The sequence below is a fragment of the Halorubrum sp. CGM5_25_10-8B genome (genome assembly GCF_005435095.1).
Taxonomy (GTDB): Archaea; Halobacteriota; Halobacteria; order Halobacteriales; family Haloferacaceae; genus Halorubrum; species Halorubrum ezzemoulense.
The window spans coordinates 17973-41148 of record NZ_SGTY01000022.1 but is presented as its reverse complement, the minus strand read 5'-3'; the positions used below and the strand labels follow the sequence as shown (position 1 = coordinate 41148).

The 23176-nt window shown below is 66.8% G+C and carries 20 protein-coding genes; 12 read left to right on the top strand and 8 right to left on the bottom strand.

The annotated features are described in order from the left end of the window. Positions 1–28: 28 nt before the first annotated feature. Entirely contained in the window at positions 29–1333 is a 1305-nt protein-coding gene (gene aspS / locus EXE51_RS15570; protein WP_089308792.1) for an aspartate--tRNA(Asn) ligase, read from the bottom strand. Between the two features lie 549 nt (positions 1334–1882). Here aspS and EXE51_RS15565 point away from each other — a divergent pair. Beyond that, a complete protein-coding gene (locus tag EXE51_RS15565) occupies positions 1883–2206 on the top strand; it encodes a hypothetical protein (protein WP_086216685.1) in 324 nt (107 codons plus the stop codon). Between the two features lie 28 nt (positions 2207–2234). Here the strand turns inward: EXE51_RS15565 and larC are convergent, their stop codons facing one another. Together larC and EXE51_RS15555 are read right to left on the bottom strand one after the other, a co-directional pair. Beyond that, a complete protein-coding gene (larC, locus tag EXE51_RS15560; protein ID WP_137693001.1) occupies positions 2235–3683 on the bottom strand; it encodes a nickel pincer cofactor biosynthesis protein LarC in 1449 nt (482 codons plus the stop codon). 72 nt (positions 3684–3755) lie between these two features. Continuing rightward, complete coding sequence (locus EXE51_RS15555) at positions 3756–3944, bottom strand: hypothetical protein (protein WP_049932599.1); 189 nt, start codon at positions 3942–3944, stop codon at positions 3756–3758. A gap of 222 nt (positions 3945–4166) precedes the next feature. Between EXE51_RS15555 and EXE51_RS15550 the strand changes: the two genes are divergently transcribed. The 4 genes from EXE51_RS15550 to EXE51_RS15535 all read left to right on the top strand — a co-directional run bounded on the left by EXE51_RS15550 (position 4167) and on the right by EXE51_RS15535 (position 7656). Further along, the gene (locus EXE51_RS15550; protein WP_049932597.1) at positions 4167–6389 is read left to right on the top strand and encodes a CDC48 family AAA ATPase; all 2223 of its coding nucleotides are present in this window, start codon (positions 4167–4169) and stop codon (positions 6387–6389) included. A 60-nt stretch (positions 6390–6449) separates the two neighbouring features. Continuing rightward, the gene (locus EXE51_RS15545; protein WP_049932596.1) at positions 6450–6680 is read left to right on the top strand and encodes a hypothetical protein; all 231 of its coding nucleotides are present in this window, start codon (positions 6450–6452) and stop codon (positions 6678–6680) included. Between the two features lie 81 nt (positions 6681–6761). Beyond that, positions 6762–7295 (top strand): DUF5815 family protein, encoded by a 534-nt coding sequence (locus tag EXE51_RS15540; protein ID WP_094520492.1) that lies wholly within the window; start codon positions 6762–6764, stop codon positions 7293–7295. 136 nt (positions 7296–7431) lie between these two features. Then, on the top strand, positions 7432–7656 hold the full coding sequence (locus EXE51_RS15535) for a hypothetical protein (protein WP_049932592.1): 225 nt from the start codon (positions 7432–7434) through the stop codon (positions 7654–7656). Positions 7657–7729: 73 nt separating this feature from the next. On the opposite strand, the gene EXE51_RS15530 is transcribed toward EXE51_RS15535, so the two are convergent. Beyond that, positions 7730–8740, bottom strand: a complete 1011-nt coding sequence (locus EXE51_RS15530; RefSeq protein WP_137693000.1) for a hypothetical protein — start codon at positions 8738–8740, stop codon at positions 7730–7732. 242 nt (positions 8741–8982) lie between these two features. On the opposite strand from EXE51_RS15530, the gene carB reads away from it, so the two are divergent. After that, positions 8983–12213, top strand: a complete 3231-nt coding sequence (gene carB / locus EXE51_RS15525) for a carbamoyl-phosphate synthase large subunit (protein WP_137692999.1) — start codon at positions 8983–8985, stop codon at positions 12211–12213. Positions 12214–12436: 223 nt separating this feature from the next. On the opposite strand, the gene EXE51_RS15520 is transcribed toward carB, so the two are convergent. Both EXE51_RS15520 and EXE51_RS15515 read right to left on the bottom strand, forming a co-directional pair. Further along, positions 12437–13558 (bottom strand): hypothetical protein, encoded by a 1122-nt coding sequence (locus EXE51_RS15520; RefSeq protein ID WP_137692998.1) that lies wholly within the window; start codon positions 13556–13558, stop codon positions 12437–12439. Between the two features lie 94 nt (positions 13559–13652). Beyond that, on the bottom strand, positions 13653–14198 hold the full coding sequence (locus tag EXE51_RS15515) for a hypothetical protein (RefSeq protein WP_137692997.1): 546 nt from the start codon (positions 14196–14198) through the stop codon (positions 13653–13655). 174 nt (positions 14199–14372) lie between these two features. On the opposite strand from EXE51_RS15515, the gene EXE51_RS15510 reads away from it, so the two are divergent. The 3 genes from EXE51_RS15510 to EXE51_RS15500 all read left to right on the top strand — a co-directional run bounded on the left by EXE51_RS15510 (position 14373) and on the right by EXE51_RS15500 (position 16969). After that, positions 14373–15050, top strand: coding sequence for a hypothetical protein (locus EXE51_RS15510; protein WP_137692996.1), 678 nt, complete (start codon positions 14373–14375; stop codon positions 15048–15050). 567 nt (positions 15051–15617) lie between these two features. Next, positions 15618–16001, top strand: coding sequence for a hypothetical protein (locus EXE51_RS15505; RefSeq protein ID WP_321167015.1), 384 nt, complete (start codon positions 15618–15620; stop codon positions 15999–16001). Then, the gene (locus tag EXE51_RS15500; RefSeq protein WP_137692994.1) at positions 15998–16969 is read left to right on the top strand and encodes a hypothetical protein; all 972 of its coding nucleotides are present in this window, start codon (positions 15998–16000) and stop codon (positions 16967–16969) included. Before EXE51_RS15505 ends, EXE51_RS15500 begins: the two co-directional genes overlap by 4 nt. A gap of 81 nt (positions 16970–17050) precedes the next feature. Here the strand turns inward: EXE51_RS15500 and EXE51_RS15495 are convergent, their stop codons facing one another. Both EXE51_RS15495 and EXE51_RS15490 read right to left on the bottom strand, forming a co-directional pair. After that, a complete protein-coding gene (locus EXE51_RS15495) occupies positions 17051–18169 on the bottom strand; it encodes a signal peptidase I (RefSeq protein ID WP_137692993.1) in 1119 nt (372 codons plus the stop codon). A 593-nt stretch (positions 18170–18762) separates the two neighbouring features. Then, a complete protein-coding gene (locus EXE51_RS15490; protein WP_137692992.1) occupies positions 18763–19356 on the bottom strand; it encodes a nitrous oxide reductase accessory protein NosL in 594 nt (197 codons plus the stop codon). A 104-nt stretch (positions 19357–19460) separates the two neighbouring features. On the opposite strand from EXE51_RS15490, the gene EXE51_RS15485 reads away from it, so the two are divergent. The 3 genes from EXE51_RS15485 to EXE51_RS15475 are packed head-to-tail and all read left to right on the top strand — an operon-like array spanning position 19461 to position 23136. After that, positions 19461–21485 carry a NosD domain-containing protein gene (locus tag EXE51_RS15485; protein ID WP_137692991.1) on the top strand — a complete coding sequence of 675 codons (2025 nt, stop codon included), beginning with the start codon at positions 19461–19463 and terminating at the stop codon, positions 21483–21485. Next, the gene (locus EXE51_RS15480; RefSeq protein WP_089308783.1) at positions 21482–22276 is read left to right on the top strand and encodes an ABC transporter ATP-binding protein; all 795 of its coding nucleotides are present in this window, start codon (positions 21482–21484) and stop codon (positions 22274–22276) included. The genes EXE51_RS15485 and EXE51_RS15480 overlap by 4 nt, the downstream gene beginning before the upstream one ends. Then, the gene (locus EXE51_RS15475) at positions 22273–23136 is read left to right on the top strand and encodes a copper ABC transporter permease (protein ID WP_137690999.1); all 864 of its coding nucleotides are present in this window, start codon (positions 22273–22275) and stop codon (positions 23134–23136) included. The genes EXE51_RS15480 and EXE51_RS15475 overlap by 4 nt, the downstream gene beginning before the upstream one ends. Positions 23137–23176 lie beyond the last annotated feature (40 nt).

Here is a 23176-nt window from a genome sequence, read left to right as displayed (position 1 = left end):
CGGGTAGGGTGGGCGTCGTTCGAACCGACTACGGCTCCAGCCGGTTGGGGTCACGCGGGAACATGATCGCCTCCTTGATGTTGTCGAGGTCGGCGACTTTCTGGACGAGGCGGTCGATACCGAGCCCGTAGCCGCCGTGGGGGGGCGTGCCGTAGCTCAGCGCCTCGATGTAGAACTCGAAGTTCGCGGTCTCGACGCCCTCCGCCTCCATGACCTCCACCATGCGCTCGACGTCGTGTTCGCGCTGGCCGCCCGAGGAGAGCTCTTGGCCCTTGTAGATGAGGTCGAACTTCCGGGAGGCGATCTCGTCGTCCGGCACGTCCTGCATGTAGTAGAACTTCTCGTCGGGGTAGCCGACGACGAAGAACGCCGGATGCCCCTGCTCCTCGAAGTGCTCGCCGAGCAGCTTCTCGCCCTTCGTGTCGAGGTCCGTCGGGTCGTCGGGGAAGTGGCCGAACTCGGTTTCGAGGATGTCGAGCGCCTCGTCGAAGGTGATCCGCGGGAAGTCGTCCTCGGGGACCTCCAGGTCCACGTCGAGAAGGTCGAGTTCGCGCTCGGCGTTCTCGGCGACCTCGCGGAGCGCGTAGCGCAGCGACTCCTCTTGGACGTCCATCACGTCGTCGTGGTCGTCGATGTAGGCCAGCTCCACGTCGAACATCGCGATCTCGGAGACGTGGCGAGAGGTGGCGAAGTCCTCGGCGCGGAACGCGGTCCCCGTCTCGTAGACGGCCTCGTAGCCCGAGGCCATCAGCATCTGCTTGTACAGCTGGGGGCTCTGCGAGAGGAACGCGTCCTGGTTGTAGTAGAGGATCGGGAACAGCTCGGCGCCGCCCTCAGCGCCGCCCTTCGAGATCAGCGGCGTCTTGATGTCGACGTACCCCTCGGCTTCGAACCACTCCTCCATCGCGGTGATCAGCTCGGAGCGCAGAGTGAACACCGCCAGCGTCTCCGGCTTCCGGAGGTCGAGCGCGCGGTTGTCGAGCCGGGTCGAGAGGTCGACCTCGATGTCCTTCGAGATCTCCAGCGGGAGCGGGGACTCCGCCTCGTCGATGACCTCGTACTCGGTCGGCGCGATCTCGACGCCCCCGGGCGCCTGATCGCTCTCCAGCGGTTCGCCGACGACGCGGACAACGTCCTCGGCGCCGACGTCCTGAACGGCCTCGAACAGCTCCGGCTCGCGCTCCTCTTTGAAGACGATCTGGATGAGCCCCTCGCGGTCCCGCACGATGAGGAACACGAGGCCCCCCAGGTCGCGGATCTCGTGGACGTGGCCGGCGATGGCGACCTCGTCCGCGTCCGGTTCGACGTCCGACGTGTGAATTCGCTCGATCATGGCGGTGACTGCTTACGCGCAACTGGTCGGGCGGCCGGCATAGGCCTGTCGTCTCGGGGGCGACTGAACGGGTCGCCCGCGGCCGCTCCGGCGGATTATCGGCGGCTTCCGGACCGAATTAGCCATGTCATGAGGTAGCATAACTAACATAATTTTAATACGAAACCGGTACTGGGATTGGACGACGGCGCATTCAGCGCCTCGGAGACCGACCATGACCCGTTCCACCCTCCCGACGCTCGTGCGGTCCGTGAGCGTCGCGTCCCTCGGGTGGATCGGGATCGGGTATTCGGCTCCGAACTCACGGTCCGTCCGCCCGACCGCGTGACGCGCGTCGGCTGGGGAGGTTTCCCCGCGGGACGGACCACACCCGTTCTCTCCAGCCGCCGCGTTCGTCGCGCGGGTCGAACCGGACGACCGTTGCCCTCGCGAGCGCTGCCGCCGGCGACCTCGCCGCCGGCGCGTTCGAGGCCGCGGACCGGTCGCGTTCCGGGTTGCGACCCCGGGCGGCCGACCGGCCGCACCGCGTTCGACTCGCGGCGGGGGCGTATGGCGGCAGCCATCCACACGCCGTCGGTCGAGGCCACGGTGACCGTCCGCGTCTCGCAGGCGGCCACCGGCGACCTCGTCGCCGGCGCACGAGCACAGATCGAGCGAATCGACGGCCTCCGCGTCGAGGAGATCGAGATCGCCGGCCTCCGTCCCGGCCTCAACGACACCACGGTCGAGGCGGTCGCCACCCTCGCGGTCGGCGAGGAGGCGGGCCTCAACGAGGACGCCGAGGAGTTCGTCGTCGATCGCGTCCGCGAGCGCCTCGCCGACGGCTTCGGCGTCGACCCCGAGCGCGTCGAGCGGGTCGACCCCCCCGACTGACGGGGGTGCCGGGGCGTCACCTCCCGGCCTATTCTCGCGGGAGCTGCTCCCGCACCTCGGCTTCGACGCGGCGAAGCACCTCGCGGATCGGGAGGCCGGTCGCCTCCGCGACCGCGGCCGCGTCGTCGTACTCCCCGCTGACGTCGTACACCTCCCCGTCGGTCGTCGAGGCGACCTTCACGTCGACCTCGTGGTCCTCGCCGTCGACCCGGAGCGTCGCCGTCTCGAACGCGCGGTCGGCGATCCAGCGGTGGCTCGCGCCGGACTGGCGCACCCCGAGCGTCCCCGTCTCGCGGGCGAGGCGCTCGGCGACGGCCTCGGCGTCCGCCGGCTTACAGATCACCTTCACGAGGTGTCCCGGGCGCGACTTCTTCATCGCCGTCGGGACGATCGTCACGTCCCGCGCCCCGGCCCGCGAGAGCGTCTCCTGAAGCCCGCCGAGCACCTCCGGCGCGGCGTCGTCGAGGTTCGTCTCCAGGACGGCGATGTCGTCGTGTGCGAGCCGTCCGTCGACGGGCTGCCCGGCTCGGGCTCGGTCATCGTCGCGTTTCTCGCGGTCGCCGTCAGGTCCGGGTTCTCTCCTGTCGCCGACGAGCGCGCGGAGGACGTTCGGGTGGCGCTCGAAGTCGGCGTCGCCCGCGCCGTAGCCCGCGCGTTCGACCGCGAGGTCCGGGACCGCGTCGAAGCCGTCGGCGACCGCTCCCAGTATCGCCGCGCCGGTCGGCGTGAGCAGTTCGCGGTCGATCGGCCCGCCGGCGATCCGGAACCCGGCCCGGCTCGCGATCTCGGTCGTCGCCGGGGCCGGGACGGGGTACGTCCCGTGGCTCATCTCGACCGTCCCCCCGCCGGCGGCGACCGGCGTCGTGACGACTCGCTTGGGACCGAGGTCGGCGAGCAGCAGCGCGGCGCCGACCACGTCGGCGATCGCGTCGTCCGCGCCGACCTCGTGGAAGTGGGTCTCGTCGAGGTCGGTGCCGTGGACCGACGCCTCGGCGCGGCCGAGCAGCTCGAAGGCGTCGAGCGCGGTCGACTCGACGGCCGGCGGAAGGCCCATCGACTCGACCAGATCGACCACTTCGCGGTAGCTCCGGTGGACGCCGGCCCCCTCGGCCGGTTCGTCAGATCCGGAGGTGCTCGGATCGTTGTCGTGGTCGTGGTCGTGGTCGTGGCCGTGGCCGTGGTCGTGGCCGTGGTCGTGGTCGTGGCCGTGGTCGTGGTCGTGGCCGTGGTCGTGGTCGTGGCCGTGGTCGTGGTCGTGGCCGTGGTCTCCGTCGGTCTCGACCGTCCTGTCATCGACGAGGACGTCGACCGTCGTCGCGCGGATCCCGTTCTTCTCGACCTCGCCGACGGCGTACCGGACCGGAAGCGCGTCGCTCACGGGGGCGAGCGCGTCGGGGTCCGCCCCGGCGGCGATCAGCGCGGCGCAGATCATGTCGCCGGCGGCCCCGGTCCGACCGTCGAAGACGAGCGTTCGCATGCTGGTTCCGACGCGACTGCCGGACAAATACCTCCGGATTCGATCGCGGGCGGGCGGCGAGGCTCGGGCGAGTTACACCCCCTGGCCGGCCGCGAACAGGTACAGTTCGCCGATCACCAGCAGCGCCACCACCGCGAGCGGGACGGCCAGAATCCCGGCGACGCCGAGCGCGTACAGCGCCGCCCCGACGAGCGCGCCGGCGACGAGGAAGGCGAGCCGAGCGAGGAGGGACCGCATTGGGCCGGAGAGGGAGTCGAACACGGCCGAAAGTCACCTCGGACGGGCAAAAAACGTCCGTTGCGGCCGCCGCAGATCCACGGCGAAAACGCACGCTTACGACGAGGTTTTAAGAACGGACGCCTAACCGTGCTATATGATAACACAACCTGCCGCGGCCGCCGACAGATCGGTGCGGAGCGGCGGCACGGGCAACAGGCTTATTCCCGGACCGGGTCCAGATACGACCATCCCCCGCGAGGAACTATGAACGAAGTCCAACTCGAAGTGGCGAAGGCGTACCCGAACGACTCGGGGCGCGGCATCGCCCGACTCGACCCCGATACCCTGTTACATCTGAAGCTCTCGCCCGGCGACATCATCGAGATCGAGGGCGCGGAGACCACCGCGGCGAAGGTCTGGCGCGCCGACCGCCAGGACTGGAACACCGACACCGTCAGGGTGGACGGGTTCACCCGCCAGAACGCGGACGTCGGCATCGGCGAGCGCGTCACCATCCGGAAGGCGGAGGCCGAGAAGGCCGACAAGCTCGTCTTGGCCCCGCCCGAGGAGGCGTCCGTCCAGTTCGGCTCCGACGCCGCCGGCATGGTGAAACGCCAGATCCTCAAGCGGCCGGTCGTCGAGCGCGACATCGTCCCCGTGATGTCGTCGACGAACCACCCGTTCATGCGGTCGCCCGGGCAGGCAATCCCGCTGATCGCAGTCGAGACGGAGCCCGATGGCGTCTGTCTCATCACGGAGGACACCGAGGTCGAGCTGCGCGAGGAGCCGATCTCCGGGTTCGAGAAGACCGGGGGCGGAATTACGTACGAGGACATCGGCGGCCTCCAGTCGGAGATCCAGCGCGTCCGCGAGATGGTCGAGCTGCCGATGAAACACCCGCAGATCTTCTCGAAGCTCGGGATCGAGCCGCCGCAGGGCGTCCTGCTCCACGGCCCGCCCGGCACCGGGAAGACGCTGCTCGCGAAGGCGGTCGCCAACGAGACTTCGGCGTCGTTCTTCTCGATCGCCGGCCCCGAGATCATCTCGAAGTACTACGGCGAGTCCGAACAACAGCTCAGGGAGATATTCGAGGACGCGAAGGAGGAGTCGCCCTCGATCATCTTCATCGACGAGCTCGACTCGATCGCGCCGAAACGGGAGGACGTCACCGGCGAGGTCGAGCGCCGCGTCGTCGCGCAGCTGCTGACGATGATGGACGGGCTGGAGACCCGCGGGCAGGTGATCGTCATCGGCGCGACGAACCGTGTCGACAGCGTCGACCCCGCGCTCCGCCGCCCCGGGCGCTTCGACCGCGAGATCGAGATCGGCGTCCCGGACGAGGTCGGCCGCAAGGAGATCCTCCAGATCCACACCCGCGGGATGCCGCTCTCGGACGACGTGAGCCTCGACCACCTCGCCGACGAGACGCACGGCTTCGTCGGCGCCGACATCGAGAGCCTCACGAAGGAGGCCGCGATGAAAGCGCTCCGGCGCTACCTCCCCGAGATCGACTTAGACGAGGAGGAGGTGCCGCCGAGCCTCATCGACCGGATGATCGTCAAGCGCGACGACTTCTCGGGCGCGCTGAACGAGGTGGAGCCGTCGGCGATGCGCGAGGTGCTCGTCGAGCTCCCGAAGATATCCTGGGACAACGTCGGCGGACTCGAAGAGGCCAAACAGCAGGTTCAGGAGTCGGTCGAGTGGCCGCTCACCTCTCCCGAGAAGTTCGACCGGATGGGCGTCGACGCGCCGAAGGGCGTGCTGCTGTACGGCCCGCCCGGGACGGGGAAGACCCTGATGGCGAAGGCGGTCGCCAACGAGACGAACGCGAACTTCATCTCGGTGCGGGGGCCGCAGCTGCTCTCGAAGTGGGTCGGCGAGTCTGAGAAGGCGATCCGGCAGACCTTCCGGAAGGCCCGGCAGGTGAGCCCGACGATCATCTTCTTCGACGAGCTCGACAGCCTCGCGCCCTCGCGCGGCCAGGAGATGGGGAACAACGTCTCCGAGCGCGTCGTTAATCAGCTCCTGACGGAGCTCGACGGCCTCGAAGACATGGGCGACGTGATGGTGATCGGCGCCACGAACCGCCCGGACATGATCGACCCCGCGCTGCTCCGCTCCGGCCGGTTCGACCGGCTCGTGATGATCGGCCAGCCCGATCAGGAGGGCCGCGAGCAGATCCTCGACATCCACACCGAGAACACGCCGCTCGCGCCCGACGTGAGCCTGCGTGAGGTCGCCGAGATCACTGACGGCTACGTCGGCTCCGACCTGGAGGGGATCGCCCGCGAGGCCGCCATCGAGGCCCTGCGCGACGACGACGACGCCGAGGAGGTCGAGATGAAGCACTTCCGGCGCGCCATGGAGTCGGTGCGGCCGACGATAAACGACGACATCCTCGCGTACTACGAGGACGTCAGGGAGCAGTTCAAGGGCGGCGGCGGCGAGTCGCTGCGCGACACCGGCGGTCGGATCGGGTTCCAGTAACGCGGCCGGCGGTCGATCTCCTGCGGGGACGTTTTGAGTGTCGCGCGCGTAGCGATGCTCATGTCCGACGACGTGACCGTCGACGTGGAGGTCGAGGTGGAGGTCGACCGGGACGAACTGGAGATCGAGCGCGACGACGCCGAGTCGATCGAGGCGACCTACGAGGCGAACGGGATCGAGATCGAGGTCGAAGCGGAGGTGGAGACGGACGGCGGAGACGGCGAGTCCGCCGAAGAGGAGGACGAATCCGCTGAGAGCGGCGGAGAATCCGGCTACGAGGACTCCGAGTAGCGGGCGTCGAGTCGCCGCCGCTCCCCCCGGCGCACCGACCCGTTCCGCTCCTTTTAACCTCGCCAGCGACCAAAGAGAGCTATGTCCAAGCCCCGCGTCCCCGGCGGCGACGAGAACGCGCTGGAGCTACCCTGCGGGGAGACGATCGGCGTCGGCGAACTGGACCTCGGGATGCGCGAGTACGAGTGCGACTGCGGCGAGACCCACGCAGTCGTGATGGACGTCCATCCCCCGGAGCGGTTCCTCCCCGACTTCTTGGTCGAGGTGCTCCGGGAGGCGATCGAAACGACCAGCGAGGAGATGCCGGAGTTCGACACGCCGCACCTCCTCGGCGTCGTCTTGGAGGAGTTCCCCGAGGCGGTCGTCGCGCACGACGCCAGCGAGAACGCCGACGTGGGGTACGCGATGGTGTGGGTGACCGAGTTCGACTCCCGCCGGCTCCACGAGGTCGTCGTCGAACTGGTGGTCGAGCTGATGGAGCACGCCGTGAGCCACGCCGACGACGACGAGGCGCTGTCGGCGTTCGAACGAGAGATGGTCGAGTTCGACGTGAGCGAGTTCGTCGAGCAGTACCGCGCGGAGCGCGACCTCGAAGCCGAAGACCCCTACGCCTGAGCGTCGGACTCACCGCGGTGACGACCGCGAGAATCGCTCAGCCCCCGGAACGCGGCCGCTTCGATGCCTGCGTCTGACAGTCGTCCGACTCCTGTCTCACTGAACCCTATATGTTCGGAGACCCTACGTAAGACGTATGAGCGCCGGCGAATACGACCGGTACGACCGAATTCGCGGCGTGCTCGCCGAGGCCGACGAGCCGCTGACCGCCCGGGAGATCCTCGCGCTCGTCGAGGAGTGCGACGAGTGCGAGGCGATCGACAGCCCGCACAGGGTCGCCACCGTGTTAGGGCGACGGGCCGAGCGCGGCGAGGTCGAGGTCATCGCGGGCCAACCGTACCGGTACCGGCTGGAGACCTGAGGGGCGGCCGGAGGCCCGGAAGGCAACTGTCTGCGGCCGGGCGTGCGATCGTTCGGCTGAGCCCGCGAGCGTGCTACGGCGTCACGATGAGATCGAACCGATAGACGCCGTCACGGTACTCGACGACGACGTTCCGGAAATCGACGCGCTCCTCGTAGCTGTCGATCGGTTCGAGGTCCTCGGCAATACCGAGCGCGCCGAGGGCCTCGCTGAGCTCGTCCGAGGGCGGCGCGCCCTCCTCGTAGCGGCGGGGCTCCTCAGCGATCGCATCGTCAAAGACCCCTTGAGCGGCCTGCGAGAGCCCGGCGTCGGTGAGATTGCGCTCGACGATGGCGTCGCGCGCGTACGCGATAAAATCGGCCCGCGAGTCGCTGACCTCGCCGATCGCGTACGTCCACTCCGGGACTTCGACGGTCCGGCGCTCCGTCACGGTCCGGAAGTACTCGTCCTCGTACTCGACGAACTCGAACGGGGGCGAGGGGACGAGGGCGCTCGCATCGGCGTCGAGCCCGTGATGGAACTCGACGGTCTGTAGCTCGTCGAACTCTGGGTCCCCGAGGAAGCCGTCGTTGCCCGCGTACACGGCGTCGAGCGCCGCGTCGAGCACGCGCTCGTCCTGGTCGGAGAGGTCGAAGGGCGGTTCCGCGACCGCCGCGCCGTCGGGCGGCGTCTCGTCGACCCGGTCGACCGCGAAGTGCCAGCGCTCGCGTTCGAGGACGCGCTCGTCGGTGATCCGGACCTCGTAGAAGGTCTCGTCCCGGCGGAGGAACGTCGGCCGCGGGCGCGTCTCGGTCCCCCACTCGTCTCGACCGACCAGCGGCCACTGTCTAACGGTCACCGTCCCGGTCTCGAACAGCGCGGAGAGGGACGCGGTCTTGGCTTCGGTCGTGAAGTCGACGCGGGTGGTGGCGTCGATGACCGTGGGATCGGGCCACAGGTAGGGGGGTCCGATCGACGAGAGGTCCAGTTCGTCCCCGATGAGGGCGTACGAGTCGAGGCTGCCGGGGCTCAGGCACCCGGCCGTCGCGGCGGTCGCGCCGGCGGTGCCGAGCAGTTGGAGGGCACGGCGGCGGGAACAGGGCATGTCGTCCGGGAGTTCCCGACATCTCGGTAAATTCCTTGCGATGGGCGGCTCAGGCCGTTACGCCGGCGGTGACGCGTCGTACGAGCCGGGCGTCGTGACTCGGTTCCTGACGGCGGTGTCGGCTACCGTGAGATGTCGTAACACTCACCGTGATACGGAATAGCTTGCGAAAATCGCAAATCTACTGCGAGATTCGTACTCTACCGCCGACCTTATTACGATGAGCGTATTCCGTCCGCGTAATGAGCGAAGACCGGACGATTCTCCTTATCGGCAGCGGACCGATCCAGATCGGACAGGCGGCCGAGTTCGACTACTCCGGCGCACAGGCGTGCCGCGCCCTACAGGAGGAGGGCGCCCGCGTCGTCCTAGTGAACTCGAACCCCGCGACGATCATGACCGACCCCGAGACGGCCGACCGGGTGTACATCGAGCCGATCACGCCCGAGGCGATCGCGGAGGTCATCCGGATCGAGGAGCCGGACGGCGTCATCGCCGGGCTCGGCGGACAGACGGGGCTCAACGTCACCGCCGAGCTCGCCGAGGAGGGCATTCTGGAGGAACACGACGTCGAGGTGATGGGGACGCCGCTCGACACCATCTACGCGACGGAGGACCGCGACCTGTTCCGCCGGCGGATGGAGGACCTCGGCCAGCCGGTCCCCAAGTCGACGACCATCTCCTTAGACGAGGGCGAGTCGGTCACCGACTTCGACGAGGCGGCGTTCCGGGGGCGCGTCCAGGAGGCTGTCGACGCGGTCGGCGGCCTCCCGGTCATCGCCCGGACCACCTACACCCTCGGCGGCTCCGGCTCCGGGGTCGTCGACGAGTTCGAGGAGCTCGTCGAGCGCGTCCGCAAGGGGCTCCGCCTCTCGCGCAACAGTGAGGTCCTCGTCACCGAGTCCATCTCGGGGTGGGTCGAACTGGAGTACGAGGTGATGCGGGACGCCGACGACTCCTGTATCATCATCTGTAACATGGAGAACATCGACCCGATGGGGATCCACACCGGCGAGTCGACGGTGGTCACCCCCTCGCAGGTCATCCCCGACGACGGCCACCAGGAGATGCGCGACGCGGCGCTCGAAGTGATCCGCGACCTCGGCATTCAGGGCGGCTGTAACATCCAGTTCGCGTGGCACGACGACGGCACCCCGGGCGGCGAGTACCGCGTCGTCGAGGTGAACCCGCGCGTCTCGCGGTCCTCCGCGCTCGCGTCCAAGGCGACGGGCTACCCGATCGCCCGCGTCACTGCGAAGGTCGCGCTCGGAAAGCGGCTCCACGAGATCGACAACGAGATCACCGGCGAGACGACCGCCGCCTTCGAGCCCGCCATCGACTACGTGGTGACGAAGGTGCCGCGCTGGCCGATCGACAAGTTCGACGACGTGGACTTCGAGCTCGGCACGGCGATGAAGTCCACCGGCGAGGCGATGTCGATCGGGCGGACGTTCGAGGAGAGCATGGTGAAGGCGCTGCGCTCCTCCGAGTACGACCCCGCCGTCGACTTCGAGACGGTGAGCGACGACGAGCTAGAGTCGGAGTACCTCGAACGTCCGAGCCCGGACCGCCCGTACGCGATGTTCGAGGCGTTCGACCGCGGCTACGACGTCGACGACGTGATCGACCTCACCGGCATCCACCGCTGGTACGTCGAGCGCTTCGAGCGCATCGCCGCCGGGACCGCGGCGGCCGCCGAGGGCGACTTCACCGAGGCCGCGATGGTCGGCCGCACCGACGCGGAGATCGCGGCGACCGCCGCCGCCGCCGGCGTCGACGCCGACGTGGGGCAGGTCGAGAGCGCGGTTCCGGACCGGACTTACAAGCAGGTCGACACCTGCGCGGGCGAGTTCGAGGCTTCGACGCCGTACTACTACTCCGCGCGGCTGCCGGAGTTCCTCCGGGGCGCCGACACCGCGGGCGCGGCGAACGAGGTCCGCGTCGACCCCGACGTGGAGAGCGTCGTGGTCGTCGGCGGCGGCCCGATCCGCATCGGACAGGGCGTGGAGTTCGACTACTGCGCGGTCCACGCGGTGCGCGCGCTCCGCGAGCTCGGCATCGACGCGCACGTGATCAACAACAACCCCGAGACGGTGTCGACGGACTACGACACCTCCGACGGGCTGTTCTTCGAGCCCATCTCCGCCGAGGAGGTCGCCGACGTGATCGAGACGACCGGCGCCGACGGCGTGATGGTCCAGTTCGGCGGGCAGACCTCGGTGAACGTGGGCGAACCGCTTCAGGCGGAGATCGAGCGCCGCGGGCTCGACTGCGAGATCCTGGGGACGAGCGTCGAGGCGATGGACTTAGCGGAGGACCGCGACCGGTTCAACGTCCTGATGGACGAACTGGGCGTCGCCCAGCCCGAGGGCGGCACCGCGACGAGCGAGGCGGAGGCGCTCGAACTGGCCCACGGGATCGGCTACCCGGTCCTCGTTCGCCCCTCCTACGTGCTGGGCGGGCGCGCGATGCGCGTCGTCGAGGACGACGCGGAGTTAGAGGAGTACATCGAGGAGGCGGTCCGCGTCTCCCCCGACAAGCCGATCCTCGTCGACCAGTTCCTCGACGACGCGGTCGAGCTGGACGTCGACGCGGTCGCGGACGGCGAGGACGTGCTCCTCGGCGGCGTGATGGAACACGTCGAGAGCGCCGGCGTCCACTCGGGCGACTCCGCGTGCATGATCCCGCCGCGCTCGCTCGGCGACGAGACGCTGGGCCGGGTCCGCGAGGTCACCGAGGATATCGCCCGCGCGCTCGACACGGTCGGACTGCTCAACGTCCAACTCGCGGTGACGGGGGTCGACGACCCCGACGCCGAGAGCGAGGTGTACGTGCTGGAGGCGAACCCGCGCTCCTCGCGGACCGTCCCGTTCGTCTCGAAGGCGACGGGCGTCCCCATCGCCAAGCTCGCGGCGAAGGTGATGACCGACGACCTGACGCTCGCCGACCTCGACGCCGCCGAGCAGATCCCCGAACACCGCAGCGTGAAGGAGGTCGTCCTCCCGTTCGACCGGCTGCCGGGGTCGGACCCGCGGCTCGGCCCCGAGATGAAGTCCACCGGCGAGGTGATGGGCACGGCCACCTCCTTCGGCAAGGCGTACGACAAGGCGCAGGACTCGACCGGGAAGCCGATCCCCGAGTCCGGCACCGCCGTCGTCGACCTCTCGGCCGAGGAGTTCCCGGACCCGGGCACCGAGGCGGGCGAGGCGCTGGTCGCGGGGTACGCCGAACACTTCGAGCTGAGCGAGGCGACGGACCTGATCGAGGCGGCCAAGCGCGGCGAGCTCGACCTCATCGTCTCGCGCCAGCGCGACCTGCTGGAGGTCGCCGTCGAGGAGGAGATAACCTACTTCTCGACGCAGGCCTCCGCGACGGCCGCGCTGGAGGCGCTCGACCACGCGGGCGACGACCTCGACGTGATGGCCGTCTCCGACCGGCCGAAGCGCGTCGAGCAGTGGGGCGCCGGGGGGTAGCCGACGCGGGACTCGTAGTGCCGTCGACTGCGTCCGCGTTCACCGGGGCGTGGGCTCGCGCAGGTGTCCGGTGAGGACGCGCCATCGTCGGCTGGCTCGGGGTGGAGGTCCGCACCGAACCGCTCGGCGAGTCCAAACTCTCAGGCGGGGTCGTTGGTCGTCAGACTGACACATGGCAGCGTCGATCGTATAAAAACGGCGTCGCGCGGAAACGACCCGACGCTCACGACGGGGGTACGCTCAGATCGAGGGACGGGAACCGCCGATAGCCGGTGACACCACCGGCAACCCCCGAGAAGATGAGCGTCACAGCTAGCTGCCCGATATCTGAAACGCCGGCGCCTGATAACAACCCGGCAACTGCTACCGTGATAACGAACACACCAACGCCGATAGCTGCTTCACGGGATAAGACAGGTTTTAGCCGCTCACGACGCTGTGAGCGGTTAAATCGGAACACCGGCGACTGGTCTCGTAGCCGGGTCTGGACAAGGTAATTTGTGAAGGCTGCGAGTACGCCCCCGAACAATGACCACTGGAGCGTGACGGTTCCAAACTGAAGCCCACCAGGCTCAAGCGCCGGGTCAGCGGCATCTCCGCCACCGTCTGACAGCGTTTCGTTGCTAATAGACTCTTGTGTGTCTGGATCTGTCGAAGATCCGTTCTCACTGTCACCGCTGTCCCCGGTGTTGTCTCCGGCGCCTGGATCCGTCTCACCATCATCGGTGTCACCCGACTCAGTCCCAGTGCCTTCCGTGTCGTCCGTATCGCCACCGCCCGAGTCGGTCTCCGGTCCATTACCGTCAGATTCCTCGGTGTTGTCAGACGCGTCGTCCGTCACACCACCGGGAGATCCAGCACCGCCTCCGTTTCCTTCCGTGGTGTCCTCGTCGGGGATTTTCACCTCAAGATCGACCGCCCCAGTAATACTGGCTTGATCTGTCTCGATGATCACACCGAACGTGACGCTCTCACCCGGCTGAAGTGTTATCTCACCGCTGTCAAAGGTCGCTCCCGTGTCCATCCGCCTGAGAGTGATGTGCGCGCTACTGCTGCTAAGCCCGACTGCTGTGGCATTGTCGCTGTCTTGATACCCGTCGAATCCGACGACGAACAGGTCATCGGCACGAGTGCGGCTTCCGGGTGGCACCCCATCGAACTGGAGACGGACTTCGTCGCTCGCATCGAACTGAACGTACTTGTCCGCGTTCTCACTGTCAGCAGCATCAAGATACACGTTAGATCCGGGTGCGACCTCGTCACCGTCAGTGAACGCCGCAACAGGAGCTACCGTGCCACTGATGAGGAGGAAGAAAGCGAGCACGACGACACTGGTACGATTCATGTTGAGACGGGGACTTCGGGATGTGTTACTCACACCGCTTTGAGACTGCTCGCGGGGTCGCTACGGCATTGTCACAGTAACGCTATATCCACCACTAGGCGCTGTTTGCGACAAACGTGATTTCGGCAATATCATCAAACGTATTTCCGTCGACACTACTGTCCCGCAGATCGACTACGACATCGAGCGACTGTGAACCACCGTCGGTGGAAACCTCAACGGCGTTGGTGCTGCCAACAATTGAGTTGTTATCGGTGGCAGTCTGGAGGTCAAGGACATCAGCGCTTTCAGCTCCCACGGGCACCGAGCTTTCGTCTTCGATATAAATATCAACGGCAGGGTCACCACTTCCTCCGTTGTTCGTCACGGTGAGCGCGTCTTCGAACACCGTCTTCGCCCGGTCGTTGAGGTCGGATTTGGAAACGGTGATAACCTCCACGCTGCTGGAGTCCGTACTAGTTCCGATAATGCTGCTTGCTCCATTTCCCGGGGTGAACCCGATCCGAGCTCCGTCGTCTTTCGTAACCGAGAGATCGACCGTCCGGTTCGCGCTAACTGTGGTGAATGCGCCAGATCCAAACGCGGCCCCGACGCCGATACTCGACAGGCCGATACCCGCGAGCAGTGCTCGTCTTTGCATTACCGGTTTATATGCGCTAGGGGGGTATAATATTGAGCCGCTTTAGCCATCTCGCCGGATCAAGTGGGTTGTTCAGGGTGTGCCTGAAGCGGGTCGCTGTCGCTAAATGTGGCGGTTAGAATCCTAACCCGGCGGTTTATTAAGTAGATGTCCTGCTTAGGGAGAGACACACCAATGAAAATGAACCGACGGAGTGTGTTAGGTGCGATCGGGGTTGTGGGCGTTGGAACGGGTGCGGCGTTCGGGTCGGGCGCGTTTAGCTCGACGACGGCACAGCGTGCGGTCGAAGTCAACGTGTTCGGTGCGGACCTCGGTGACTCAGGTACGACCGGCGTTGTTTCGGGATTGACTAGTGAGGAAGAGACCACTCTCGCAGGCAACATCACCGCCAACTTTGTCGATGTCCTCGTCGACGCGTCGTCTGACACCGTCGATATTTATAACGAAGCTGGTGACAGTAGGGAATCTACTGATGGCACTGATATATTCCCTGAAAATCCGAATTCAACAGAAACGTACTCCGGAATAGGAAGCAGCTACGTCAGTCTCGTTGCCAACGACGTGACGATTGTGTTCGGTGATGACAACGGTCTACCGCCGAACTCTACAGTGAGCTACGACGAGCTGTTCGCCTTCGTCGAGAACGATACTACTAGCTACGATGTTACGTTCGGAGATACGAACGGTGGTAGCATTCTTTCTTCCGTCGACGGATCTGACGTTAGCAGCGGGTCTACGGTTGAGGTGTCCTCGAGCTCGTCATCGCCGGTAAACGCTGAGGTAGAAACCGGAACTAGCGGCAACAGTCGCGAGGCCTTGGATATCCGTATTGAAGAGACCCCGTCCCCGTAACGCGCCGTAGCGGGGGTGTGAATTCACACGGACTCGTTCGTGGTGCGTCGGCTCATCCAATTTCGCTGTTTGCGGTCGTGGTAAGTGAAGGATAATCAAGAAGAGTAGCTGTATCGAGAGTGATAATCCTGTGACTCTGTGCCGAACACCCTCGTCAATGATTTTGCGTGGTGTCCGCTCTCATTCTACAGAAGCTAACTCAGTACACCCGGTAAAAGCTCTGTATAGAGCGTGTTCCGACACAGTACACTGAGCTCCCGTCCCACTGCTTTCTTAGATTAATACCGCGATGTTCGTTTCACTAAAATATATAAAGTCTTAGTACTATCTGATACATCTATTAATGTATACTTATAGAGAAGACGACGCCGTCGTCTTTTCTCCCGTACCATGAGCGCGTTATCCCAACCCACACAAACTAGTACGCAACTGTCACACACTGATATACACGACCTATTGAGTAACTCGCGACGCCGGCATACAATTCACATCCTGAAGCGTGACGACGGCGAAGGCGCTCTATCGAGCATCGCTGAAGAGGTCGCGGCGTGGGAAAATGACAAACCAGTGGCAGCGGTCGAATCAAGCGAACGCCATCGCGTGTACACCTCGATTCAACAGAACCACATCCCCCGATTAGAGCGCGCTGGCATCATCACACACGACAGGGGCGATCTCGAGTTGACCAGCGAGGCTGACAGGCTTGACCTCTATATGGACGTTGTTCCCGACGACTCAATCCCGTGGGGCGAGTATTATCTGGGGTTGTCTGCGTTCTCACTCGGACTCGTTGCCGCGGCGTGGGTTGGCGTGTTCCCGGCGTCGATTCCGACCCTGATGTGGGCAGCACTCATCGGGCTGCTCTTTGCTGGGTCATCGGCGTATCACGTGTATGAAAGTAGTCAACAGTTGCTCGGTAATAGCGAAAAGCCACCAGAGTTCAACGCATGACCCGAGACCACAGGTGGACTCGACGAGCCGCACTCGGATTCCTGGGGGCGGGCTTTGGCTTAGCGGCGATCAGTACCGATGCGGCAACACGCGTTCACTCGGATCGGGCCGTCGAACTCACGACAACCACTGATTCGACGGCGTTGTTGCCGCTCGAGGAGGAATCGCCATTCACTCCGATCAGTAGGCAGAATCCGTCGACGGTGATCTATACGATACTGGCCAGTGAAAGTGATACAGAATATACGTTCTCGGAGCTTAGTGTGACGGTTACGGATGTCTTAGACAGCTCAGGCACCTCGATCACTACTGAGGCGGTCGAAACGTCGCTAGATGAAACCGGAAGTGGAGACTACGCCGTAACGCTGGCGTGTGCTGACTCAGCAGGTGGATTCAGTGGCGAATACTACGTCACGTTAGCACTCGTCGCCGACACTGAATCGTTCTCCGTCGACGCGACGCGAACGACGGGAGAGGCGGTAAGTATCACTTGTCCGATCGATTACGGGAACGCAAACAACTACAGTGACGATGCTGCTGGCGAGGCCGCCCGTCCCGGCGACGCGGCCACTGGTACGGTTGTGGGTTCACAGAACGTGAACAACGGAGACAATAGGTCGTCTGCGGATCTGAAAGGTAGTGGCGGTAACGGGCTCTACGTCGGATTCAAGCTTCCGCCTGTTCCGTCTGCTACCACGTACGCGCTCGAGATTGAGGCATCGAAGACGACTGGAAACCTCATCGCGTATCTTGTGGATGGGAGCGGAGACAGGGTGATCTTCGTGGACGAGAACGGAACCGAACTGAGCTCAGAATTCGTCCTGAAAAATAGGAATCGCCCGTTCGAGTTTACTGTTGAGCCGGAGAACGATATTAGCAACAGCGAGCTGTTTTTGATATTCGAGGGGGGTACGAGTGGGCAGAACGCCAGTAAACTGGAGGGGTTCAGTTTCGAACCCTCGGAGTAGCCGCACGGCACTTACCTTTTTGTCCGATTGTGGTTCCTGTCAAGGGAATTATAAATTCACCGCAGTATAGTTCAGAGCAGTTCACACTCGGCTTCGACGGCGCCGCGTTCGCCGTGGCCCGAGGCCGAAGGCCGCGCCGATGAGTGTCGTGGTCGTCCCGATGATCAATAGGTTGAACGCGGCGATCGCGACGAGCGGGTGAATTGCGTGAAGCCGTGTAATAACTGTCGCCGGCGCAATGAGGAAATAGCGGTGCTCAGACACTGTTACCACTGCTTGCTCTCCTGGTGGGGGTGCTGTCACAGTCAAGCTCGCGGTTGCTGACTGGCCGCGAGGGACAACTAACTCCTCACGCCCGAGCTCTCCCTCTGGATGTGTCGTCTCAAGCAGTACGAGCATCGTTACAAGCCCACCGTTTTCGGCAGTGAGACTGGTGTCGACGGCTTCTCCTGCCGTTGTGCCGGCTGGCAGGTCATCGCCGTCAACGACGATCTGATGCGTACCCGTCGGTGCGAACATCGCCGCATTTGCCGGGACGAGAATCAAGAACGCGAGGCCGAGTGCCACCCACCGACCGTCGATACCTTGATCGTCAAATCGAGATCGACTGCGGATACGGTCGCGTGTATGTGACGTGCGCAGGTTGTCAGCGAACACGGCCAGCAGCAAGACCAAGCCGACCGCGATAAACAGTCCACTGAGGCCCTCTGAATCAGCGGTTGCTTCGATTCCAAGAGCTTCTGCCAGCGTTGTCTGTAGACGCGTTGCGGTTTCTCGAACCGCTTCGATACCAGTACCGAGCCGTGGGATTCGGACGACTTGCCCGTTCACCTGAAGTACGGTTGCGACAATCCGCCCGTCCGTTACGACCGGCTCATCGCCATCTTGGTCCGTGAATGGATTGTTGTCCCCTTGCGTGAGGTAGCCGGTGTCAGTCTCTCCGACTACTCGGTGCGTTGTGAGCCCGCCACCCTGTAGCTCAACGGCCTCGAATACGACTACGTCTCCAGTCTCGATATCACCGCCTAGCTGCGCCGGGACCGCAACGAACCCATCACCGGCTTCCAGTGTGGGGGCCATGCTCTCTGAGGTAACGAACCCCAGCAGGACCGGCTGGCCGGTGAGTTGTCCCACAACCAGTGCGACAACTGCGATAACCGCGAGCACGGCAAGGACATCTGTCGCGGTTCGCCGCAGCATACGATGTTTTCGAGTCGTCTGTGTTTTAACGTAGCGCTTCGTTCGACGTGTACCCTGAGTCAGTCCACGACCGCTGTTGTACTAACGTTACGAGTTCGGATAGTATGACTCACAGAGCCGTTCAAACGGCTTCACGGCGTGTTATCGTTTGTTAAGGAGTCGCAGGGCGACGAGCACGGCGACTACAAGCCCAACTGAGGGAACCTGTGGACGTGAGCCCGTATCGCGATGAATTTCGAACAGCCGAACCCACGGCGACCCGTCGCGTCTGCTCTTCGTATCGCCCGTCTCTGAGTTCCGGCGTCTTTCCGTCGGTGCCGAGATTCATCTCGCATTCCGGTAGGCGTGATACGCCGCGGTGCGGTGAAGCGCATCCCGATGACCGTCGCCCACGCGAGGCGCGGCACCGGCTCCGGGAAGACACCGGACGGGACGACAGCGACGAGACTAAGCGAAACCGGATCCGATCCGAGATGACAGCACGCCGCAACTCGTCACGACGTTGGCCTTCTCGGCCGTCGTCGGCGGCGTGTCCGGCGTCATAGGGTTCCCGAGAACCTGAGCTCTCCCTCCGGATGAACCGGTGGCCGACCCTACAGCGCCTCAAGCGTCGCGCGGTCCACCTCGGTCGCGGGCATCGCCTCGCCGCCGTGTTCCGCGACGAACGACTCGACGTCGGCCTCCTCGCTGAACGGGACCAGGTCCGGACCCATCGCGCCGATCACCTCGCTGCGCGCGACGACCGTGAGGGCCGTCTCGCGGGCGAACGCTCCGCTTCCGACGTGCGAGGAGAACATCGTGTCGCCGCCCTCCTCGAACACCTCCTGGTCGACCGCCGAGTAGTCGGTGAGGAAGGTCGCGAGCGGCGTCCGTCCCGCGTCCTCGGCGTCGAACCGGTAGGTGTACGTACAGGTGCCGCTACAGAACTGCGCCGGGCGCCCCCCCTCCGGCTCGTCGTCCTCGAAGTGGACCTGCCCGACCGTTCCGGGGTGGTCCGCGACGATCATCCCGCACTGGTCGCAGGCTTGGTCGTCGTCGATCGAGACGGGGGACACGGACTCCGACCCTCCGCCGGCACAGCCGGCGACCGCGGCGGCGCCGCCGGCGGCGAGTCCAGCGAGCAGGCGTCGCCGCGGGATGTTCTCGCGTCGGTCGGGTGCGCTCGTCGGCTGGTTGTCGCTCGTCATAGTTGTATTTGGAATACCGGGCTATTAGCCCCTCTGGACGCGTTCAACGGTTCGTTCGAGGAACGAACCAGACGTTCTAAGGCGCTGCCGATCGAAGCGGACGCGTGGCAGTTTTCGACCCCGCTACCGCCCGGTCGCGTCGCCTCCGGCTCGCGCTCCTCGGGCTCGTCGCGCTCGCCGCGGTCGCGACCGCGGGCGCGTTCGCCGCGGACCCGAGCGAGTCGGTACCCGAGCCGGTGCGGTTCGACGACGCGGTCGAGCTGGGGCTCTCCTCGGAGACGGACGCGCTGATGGCCGGCGACGCGACGCTCCCGCGCGTCCAGGTGTTCTACTCGCAGCTCCAGTACGTCGTCGGGTACAACGGGATCGCCTCGTTCGTCGACTCGCGCCGCGATGGGCGGACGGAGCGCCAGTTCGGCTATCCGCTCGTCGCGTACGTCGAGACGTTCGACCATCGGGACCCGGGCACGACCGAGTCGGGGCTGTTCGCCGCGGGCGGCGCGGGCGGCTGGACGCCCGTCGGAGAAGCGCGGTACGTGGTCGACAGCGACGCGCGGACGCCGGCCGGGCCGGTCGTCGTCCCATTCGCGAGCCGCGACGCCGCGGCGGCGTTCGCCGACGAACACGGCGGCTCCGTCGTCGGCTGGGCGGCGGTCCGAAGTCGGTCGTTCGACGTCGACTCCGCGGCGACCGTGCGGGCGCTCGCCCCGGACCGCTGGCGGACGGCGAACGACCGGATCGCCGCGGCGGAGCGGCGCGCGGACCGTCCGGTCTCCGTCGTCGTCGGCGAGGACGCCCCCACGATCGGCGCCGCGGTCGCGGCCGCGCCGCCGAACACGACGGTCCGCGTCCCGCCCGGGACCTACGAGGAGACCGTGACGGTGAACCGGTCCGTGACGATCGCCGGCGCGGGCAGCGGCACCGGCCCCGGAGCGACCCGCGTCGTCGGCGACGGGAACGGGTCCGTGATCACCGTTCACGCGCGCGACGTGGCGGTCACGGGGCTGCGGATCGCGGGCACGGGGAACCGCACCCGCGACCCGGAGGCGGCCCGCGCGTCCCGCGAGAGCGAGGGCGGGACGTGGGACACGAACATCCAGCTCGGCTACGGCTACGGCGACGCCGGGATCAAGGCGGTCGGCGCGCCCGGGCTCGTCGTCGACGACGTCGCCGTCGACACGGAGGCGAGCGGGATCCTGTTGCGCGACGGGTCGCACGCGACCGCGAGCGGACTCCTCGTCGAGGGGACCGACGAGTGGCAGGACGGGTTCATGGGCGTCGCCGGGATGAAGTCGCGCGTCACCGTCACCAACAGCCGGTTCGAGGGCGGACGCGACGGGATCTACCTCCACCGCGCCGACGGCTCGATCGTGCGGAACTCGACGTTCGTCGACAACCGGTACGGGACGCACCTCATGTACACCGGCGACGCGCTGGTCGCGGACAACGCCTTCCGGAACGAGCTGTTCGCCGGAGTCACCGTGATGACGCGGCCGGCCGGCAACGCGATCGTCGGCAACGACGTCCGCAACTCCAGCGCGGGGATCCAGGCGTCCGGCACGCGGACGTACGTCGGGTACAACACGCTGGTCGGGAACGAGCTCGGCTTCTCGACGAGCGCCCGGGGGTCGCTGTACGAACACAACGTCGTCGTCGACAACGAGCTCGGCGCGCGGGCGACGACCGTGGTCCCCTCCAGCCGGGTCGTCGCGAACGACTTCGTCGGCAACGGCGACCACGCCACGGCCGGGGCCGGGGCGCTCCGCGTGTGGGCCGACGGCGACCGCGGGAACTACTGGGACGGCGCGAGCGTCGGCCCGCACGCTCCCGGGAGCCGGGCGTATCGCCCGACTTCGCCCGTGGACGCCGCGCTCCACCGCCACGTGAGCGCGGCCGCGGTGCGCGAGTCGCCCGCGGCGCGGCTGCTCGACGCCCTCCGGGGGACCGTCCCCGGCGCCCGCTCGGGGAGCATCATCGACCCCGCGCCGGCGGCCGCGCCGTACCACCCCGAGCGGGTCGACGCGGTCACCGGTGCGGGCGCCGACGCCGACGGACCGGTCCGAGCGGACTGGCGGGCCGCCGGCGAGCCCGCCGGAAACGCCACGGCGACCGCGGAGGGGTCGGCGTGAGCGAGCCGACGCTCGCGGCCGTCGACGGCGTCACCCGAACCTACGGCGGCGTCCCGGTCCTCGATGGCGTCTCGCTGTCGGTCGAGGCCGGCGTCACCGCCGTTGTCGGCCCCAACGGGTCCGGCAAGTCGACGCTCCTCGGGATCCTCTCGGGCGCCGTCGAGCCCACCGCGGGGAGCGTCCGGTACCCCGAGGGCGGCCCGCGCGCCGGGTCCGAGAAGCACGTCGGGTACCTGCCGCAGCGGGTGCCGTTCCGCGACGGGTTCACCGCCCGGGAGACGCTCGGGTTCTACGCGGCGCTGGCGGGCGGCGACCCGGACGCGGCGCTGGCCGGCGTCGGGCTGTCCGACGCGGCCGGAAAGCGGGTGGGAGCCCTCTCGGGCGGGATGCGGCGACTGCTCGGGATCGCGCAGGCGACGCTCGGCGACCCGGACGTGGTCGTCCTCGACGAGCCGACGAGCGGGCTCGACCCGGAGATGCGGGAGCGGGCCTTCCGGGCGGCGGCCCGCGCGGGCGACGACGCCGCCGTCGTCGTCAGCTCGCACGACCTCGACCTCGTCGACGCGCACGCGGACGCCGTCGTCGTCCTCCGTCGCGGTCGGGTCGCCGCGGCGGGGGCGCGCGACCGGCTCCTCGACGACCACGGGGTCGACGGCGTCGCCGAGCTGTACCGCGCGGTCGCGGGCGGCGCCGAGTCGCCGGCCTCGCCCGCCGAAAGCGAGTCAGCGGACGACGGAGAGGGGGGTCGGGACGACGGCGAGGTCCACGTCACGGGGGTGTCAGAGCGATGAACCGGCGACTTGGCGGGGTCTGGGTCGTCTTCCGCCGTGAACTGGCCACGGTGCGGCGGACGCCCGGGTACGCCGTCCTCGCGGTCGGCCTCCTCGTCGTCCTCGGCGGGCTCGTCGCGGTCGGCGGCGGCGGCGCGACCGGGTTCGTGCCCGCGGTCGTCGACCTCCTCTTACCGACCGAGGTGTTGGTGCCGCTGCTGGCGGTCGTGCTCGGCTACCGCGCGCTGTTCGCCGACGCGGCGAGCGGGGAGCTCGGCGTGATCCGGACGTACCCGGTGAGCGCGGCCGGGTACGTCGTCGGCGTGCTGCTCGCGCGGACGGCCGCGCTCGTCGTCCTCGTCGGCGGGCCGTTCGCGCTCGTCGGCGCGTACGTGTGGCTCACCGCCGCGCCGGACACGGGGATCTTCGCGACGCACTCGGGCGTCGACTCGCCGGTGCTGTTCCTCCGCTTCCTCGCGCTCGTCGTCCCGTTCGGCGCGGCGTACCTCTCGCTGTCGGCTGCGGTGTCGACGATCGCGACGACCCGGCGGAGCGCGTTCGCGCTCGGCCTCCTCGCGCTGCTCGCCGGCGTCCTCGGCGGCGACCTCGCGGTGCTCCGGTCGCTGTCGGCCGGGGCGTCGCCGAGCGGGATCGCCGGCTCGGTCGCCCTCTCGCCGAACGGGGCGTTCAGGGGACTCGTCTTCGAGCACGTCATCGGCGTCTCCTTCGCGCCGGAGGGCGGGTTCGTCGACACCGGGCGGGCGGTGGCCTCGCTCGTCGGGTGGACCGTCGTCGGGGGCGTCGCGGCCGTCGCCGCCATCGCGCTCGGTCCCCGCGTCGACGTCGCGGTCGAGCACCTCCGCGCGCGGCTCGACCGATGAGCCGGTCGGTCGAATCGACTTGAAGCAAGCCGGCCGGTCG

Excerpts from the sequence above, each read along its gene's own strand:
- aspS (WP_089308792.1), bottom strand. The coding sequence starts at position 1,333 with ATGATCGAGCGAATTCACACGTCGGACGTCGAACCGGACGCGGACGAG.
- EXE51_RS15565 (WP_086216685.1), top strand. The coding sequence starts at position 1,883 with ATGGCGGCAGCCATCCACACGCCGTCGGTCGAGGCCACGGTGACCGTC.
- larC (WP_137693001.1), bottom strand. The coding sequence starts at position 3,683 with ATGCGAACGCTCGTCTTCGACGGTCGGACCGGGGCCGCCGGCGACATG.
- EXE51_RS15550 (WP_049932597.1), top strand. The coding sequence starts at position 4,167 with ATGAACGAAGTCCAACTCGAAGTGGCGAAGGCGTACCCGAACGACTCG.
- EXE51_RS15545 (WP_049932596.1), top strand. The coding sequence starts at position 6,450 with ATGTCCGACGACGTGACCGTCGACGTGGAGGTCGAGGTGGAGGTCGAC.
- EXE51_RS15540 (WP_094520492.1), top strand. The coding sequence starts at position 6,762 with ATGTCCAAGCCCCGCGTCCCCGGCGGCGACGAGAACGCGCTGGAGCTA.
- EXE51_RS15535 (WP_049932592.1), top strand. The coding sequence starts at position 7,432 with ATGAGCGCCGGCGAATACGACCGGTACGACCGAATTCGCGGCGTGCTC.
- EXE51_RS15530 (WP_137693000.1), bottom strand. The coding sequence starts at position 8,740 with ATGCCCTGTTCCCGCCGCCGTGCCCTCCAACTGCTCGGCACCGCCGGC.
- carB (WP_137692999.1), top strand. The coding sequence starts at position 8,983 with ATGAGCGAAGACCGGACGATTCTCCTTATCGGCAGCGGACCGATCCAG.
- EXE51_RS15520 (WP_137692998.1), bottom strand. The coding sequence starts at position 13,558 with ATGAATCGTACCAGTGTCGTCGTGCTCGCTTTCTTCCTCCTCATCAGT.
- EXE51_RS15515 (WP_137692997.1), bottom strand. The coding sequence starts at position 14,198 with ATGCAAAGACGAGCACTGCTCGCGGGTATCGGCCTGTCGAGTATCGGC.
- EXE51_RS15510 (WP_137692996.1), top strand. The coding sequence starts at position 14,373 with ATGAAAATGAACCGACGGAGTGTGTTAGGTGCGATCGGGGTTGTGGGC.
- EXE51_RS15500 (WP_137692994.1), top strand. The coding sequence starts at position 15,998 with ATGACCCGAGACCACAGGTGGACTCGACGAGCCGCACTCGGATTCCTG.
- EXE51_RS15495 (WP_137692993.1), bottom strand. The coding sequence starts at position 18,169 with ATGCTGCGGCGAACCGCGACAGATGTCCTTGCCGTGCTCGCGGTTATC.
- EXE51_RS15490 (WP_137692992.1), bottom strand. The coding sequence starts at position 19,356 with ATGACGAGCGACAACCAGCCGACGAGCGCACCCGACCGACGCGAGAAC.
- EXE51_RS15475 (WP_137690999.1), top strand. The coding sequence starts at position 22,273 with ATGAACCGGCGACTTGGCGGGGTCTGGGTCGTCTTCCGCCGTGAACTG.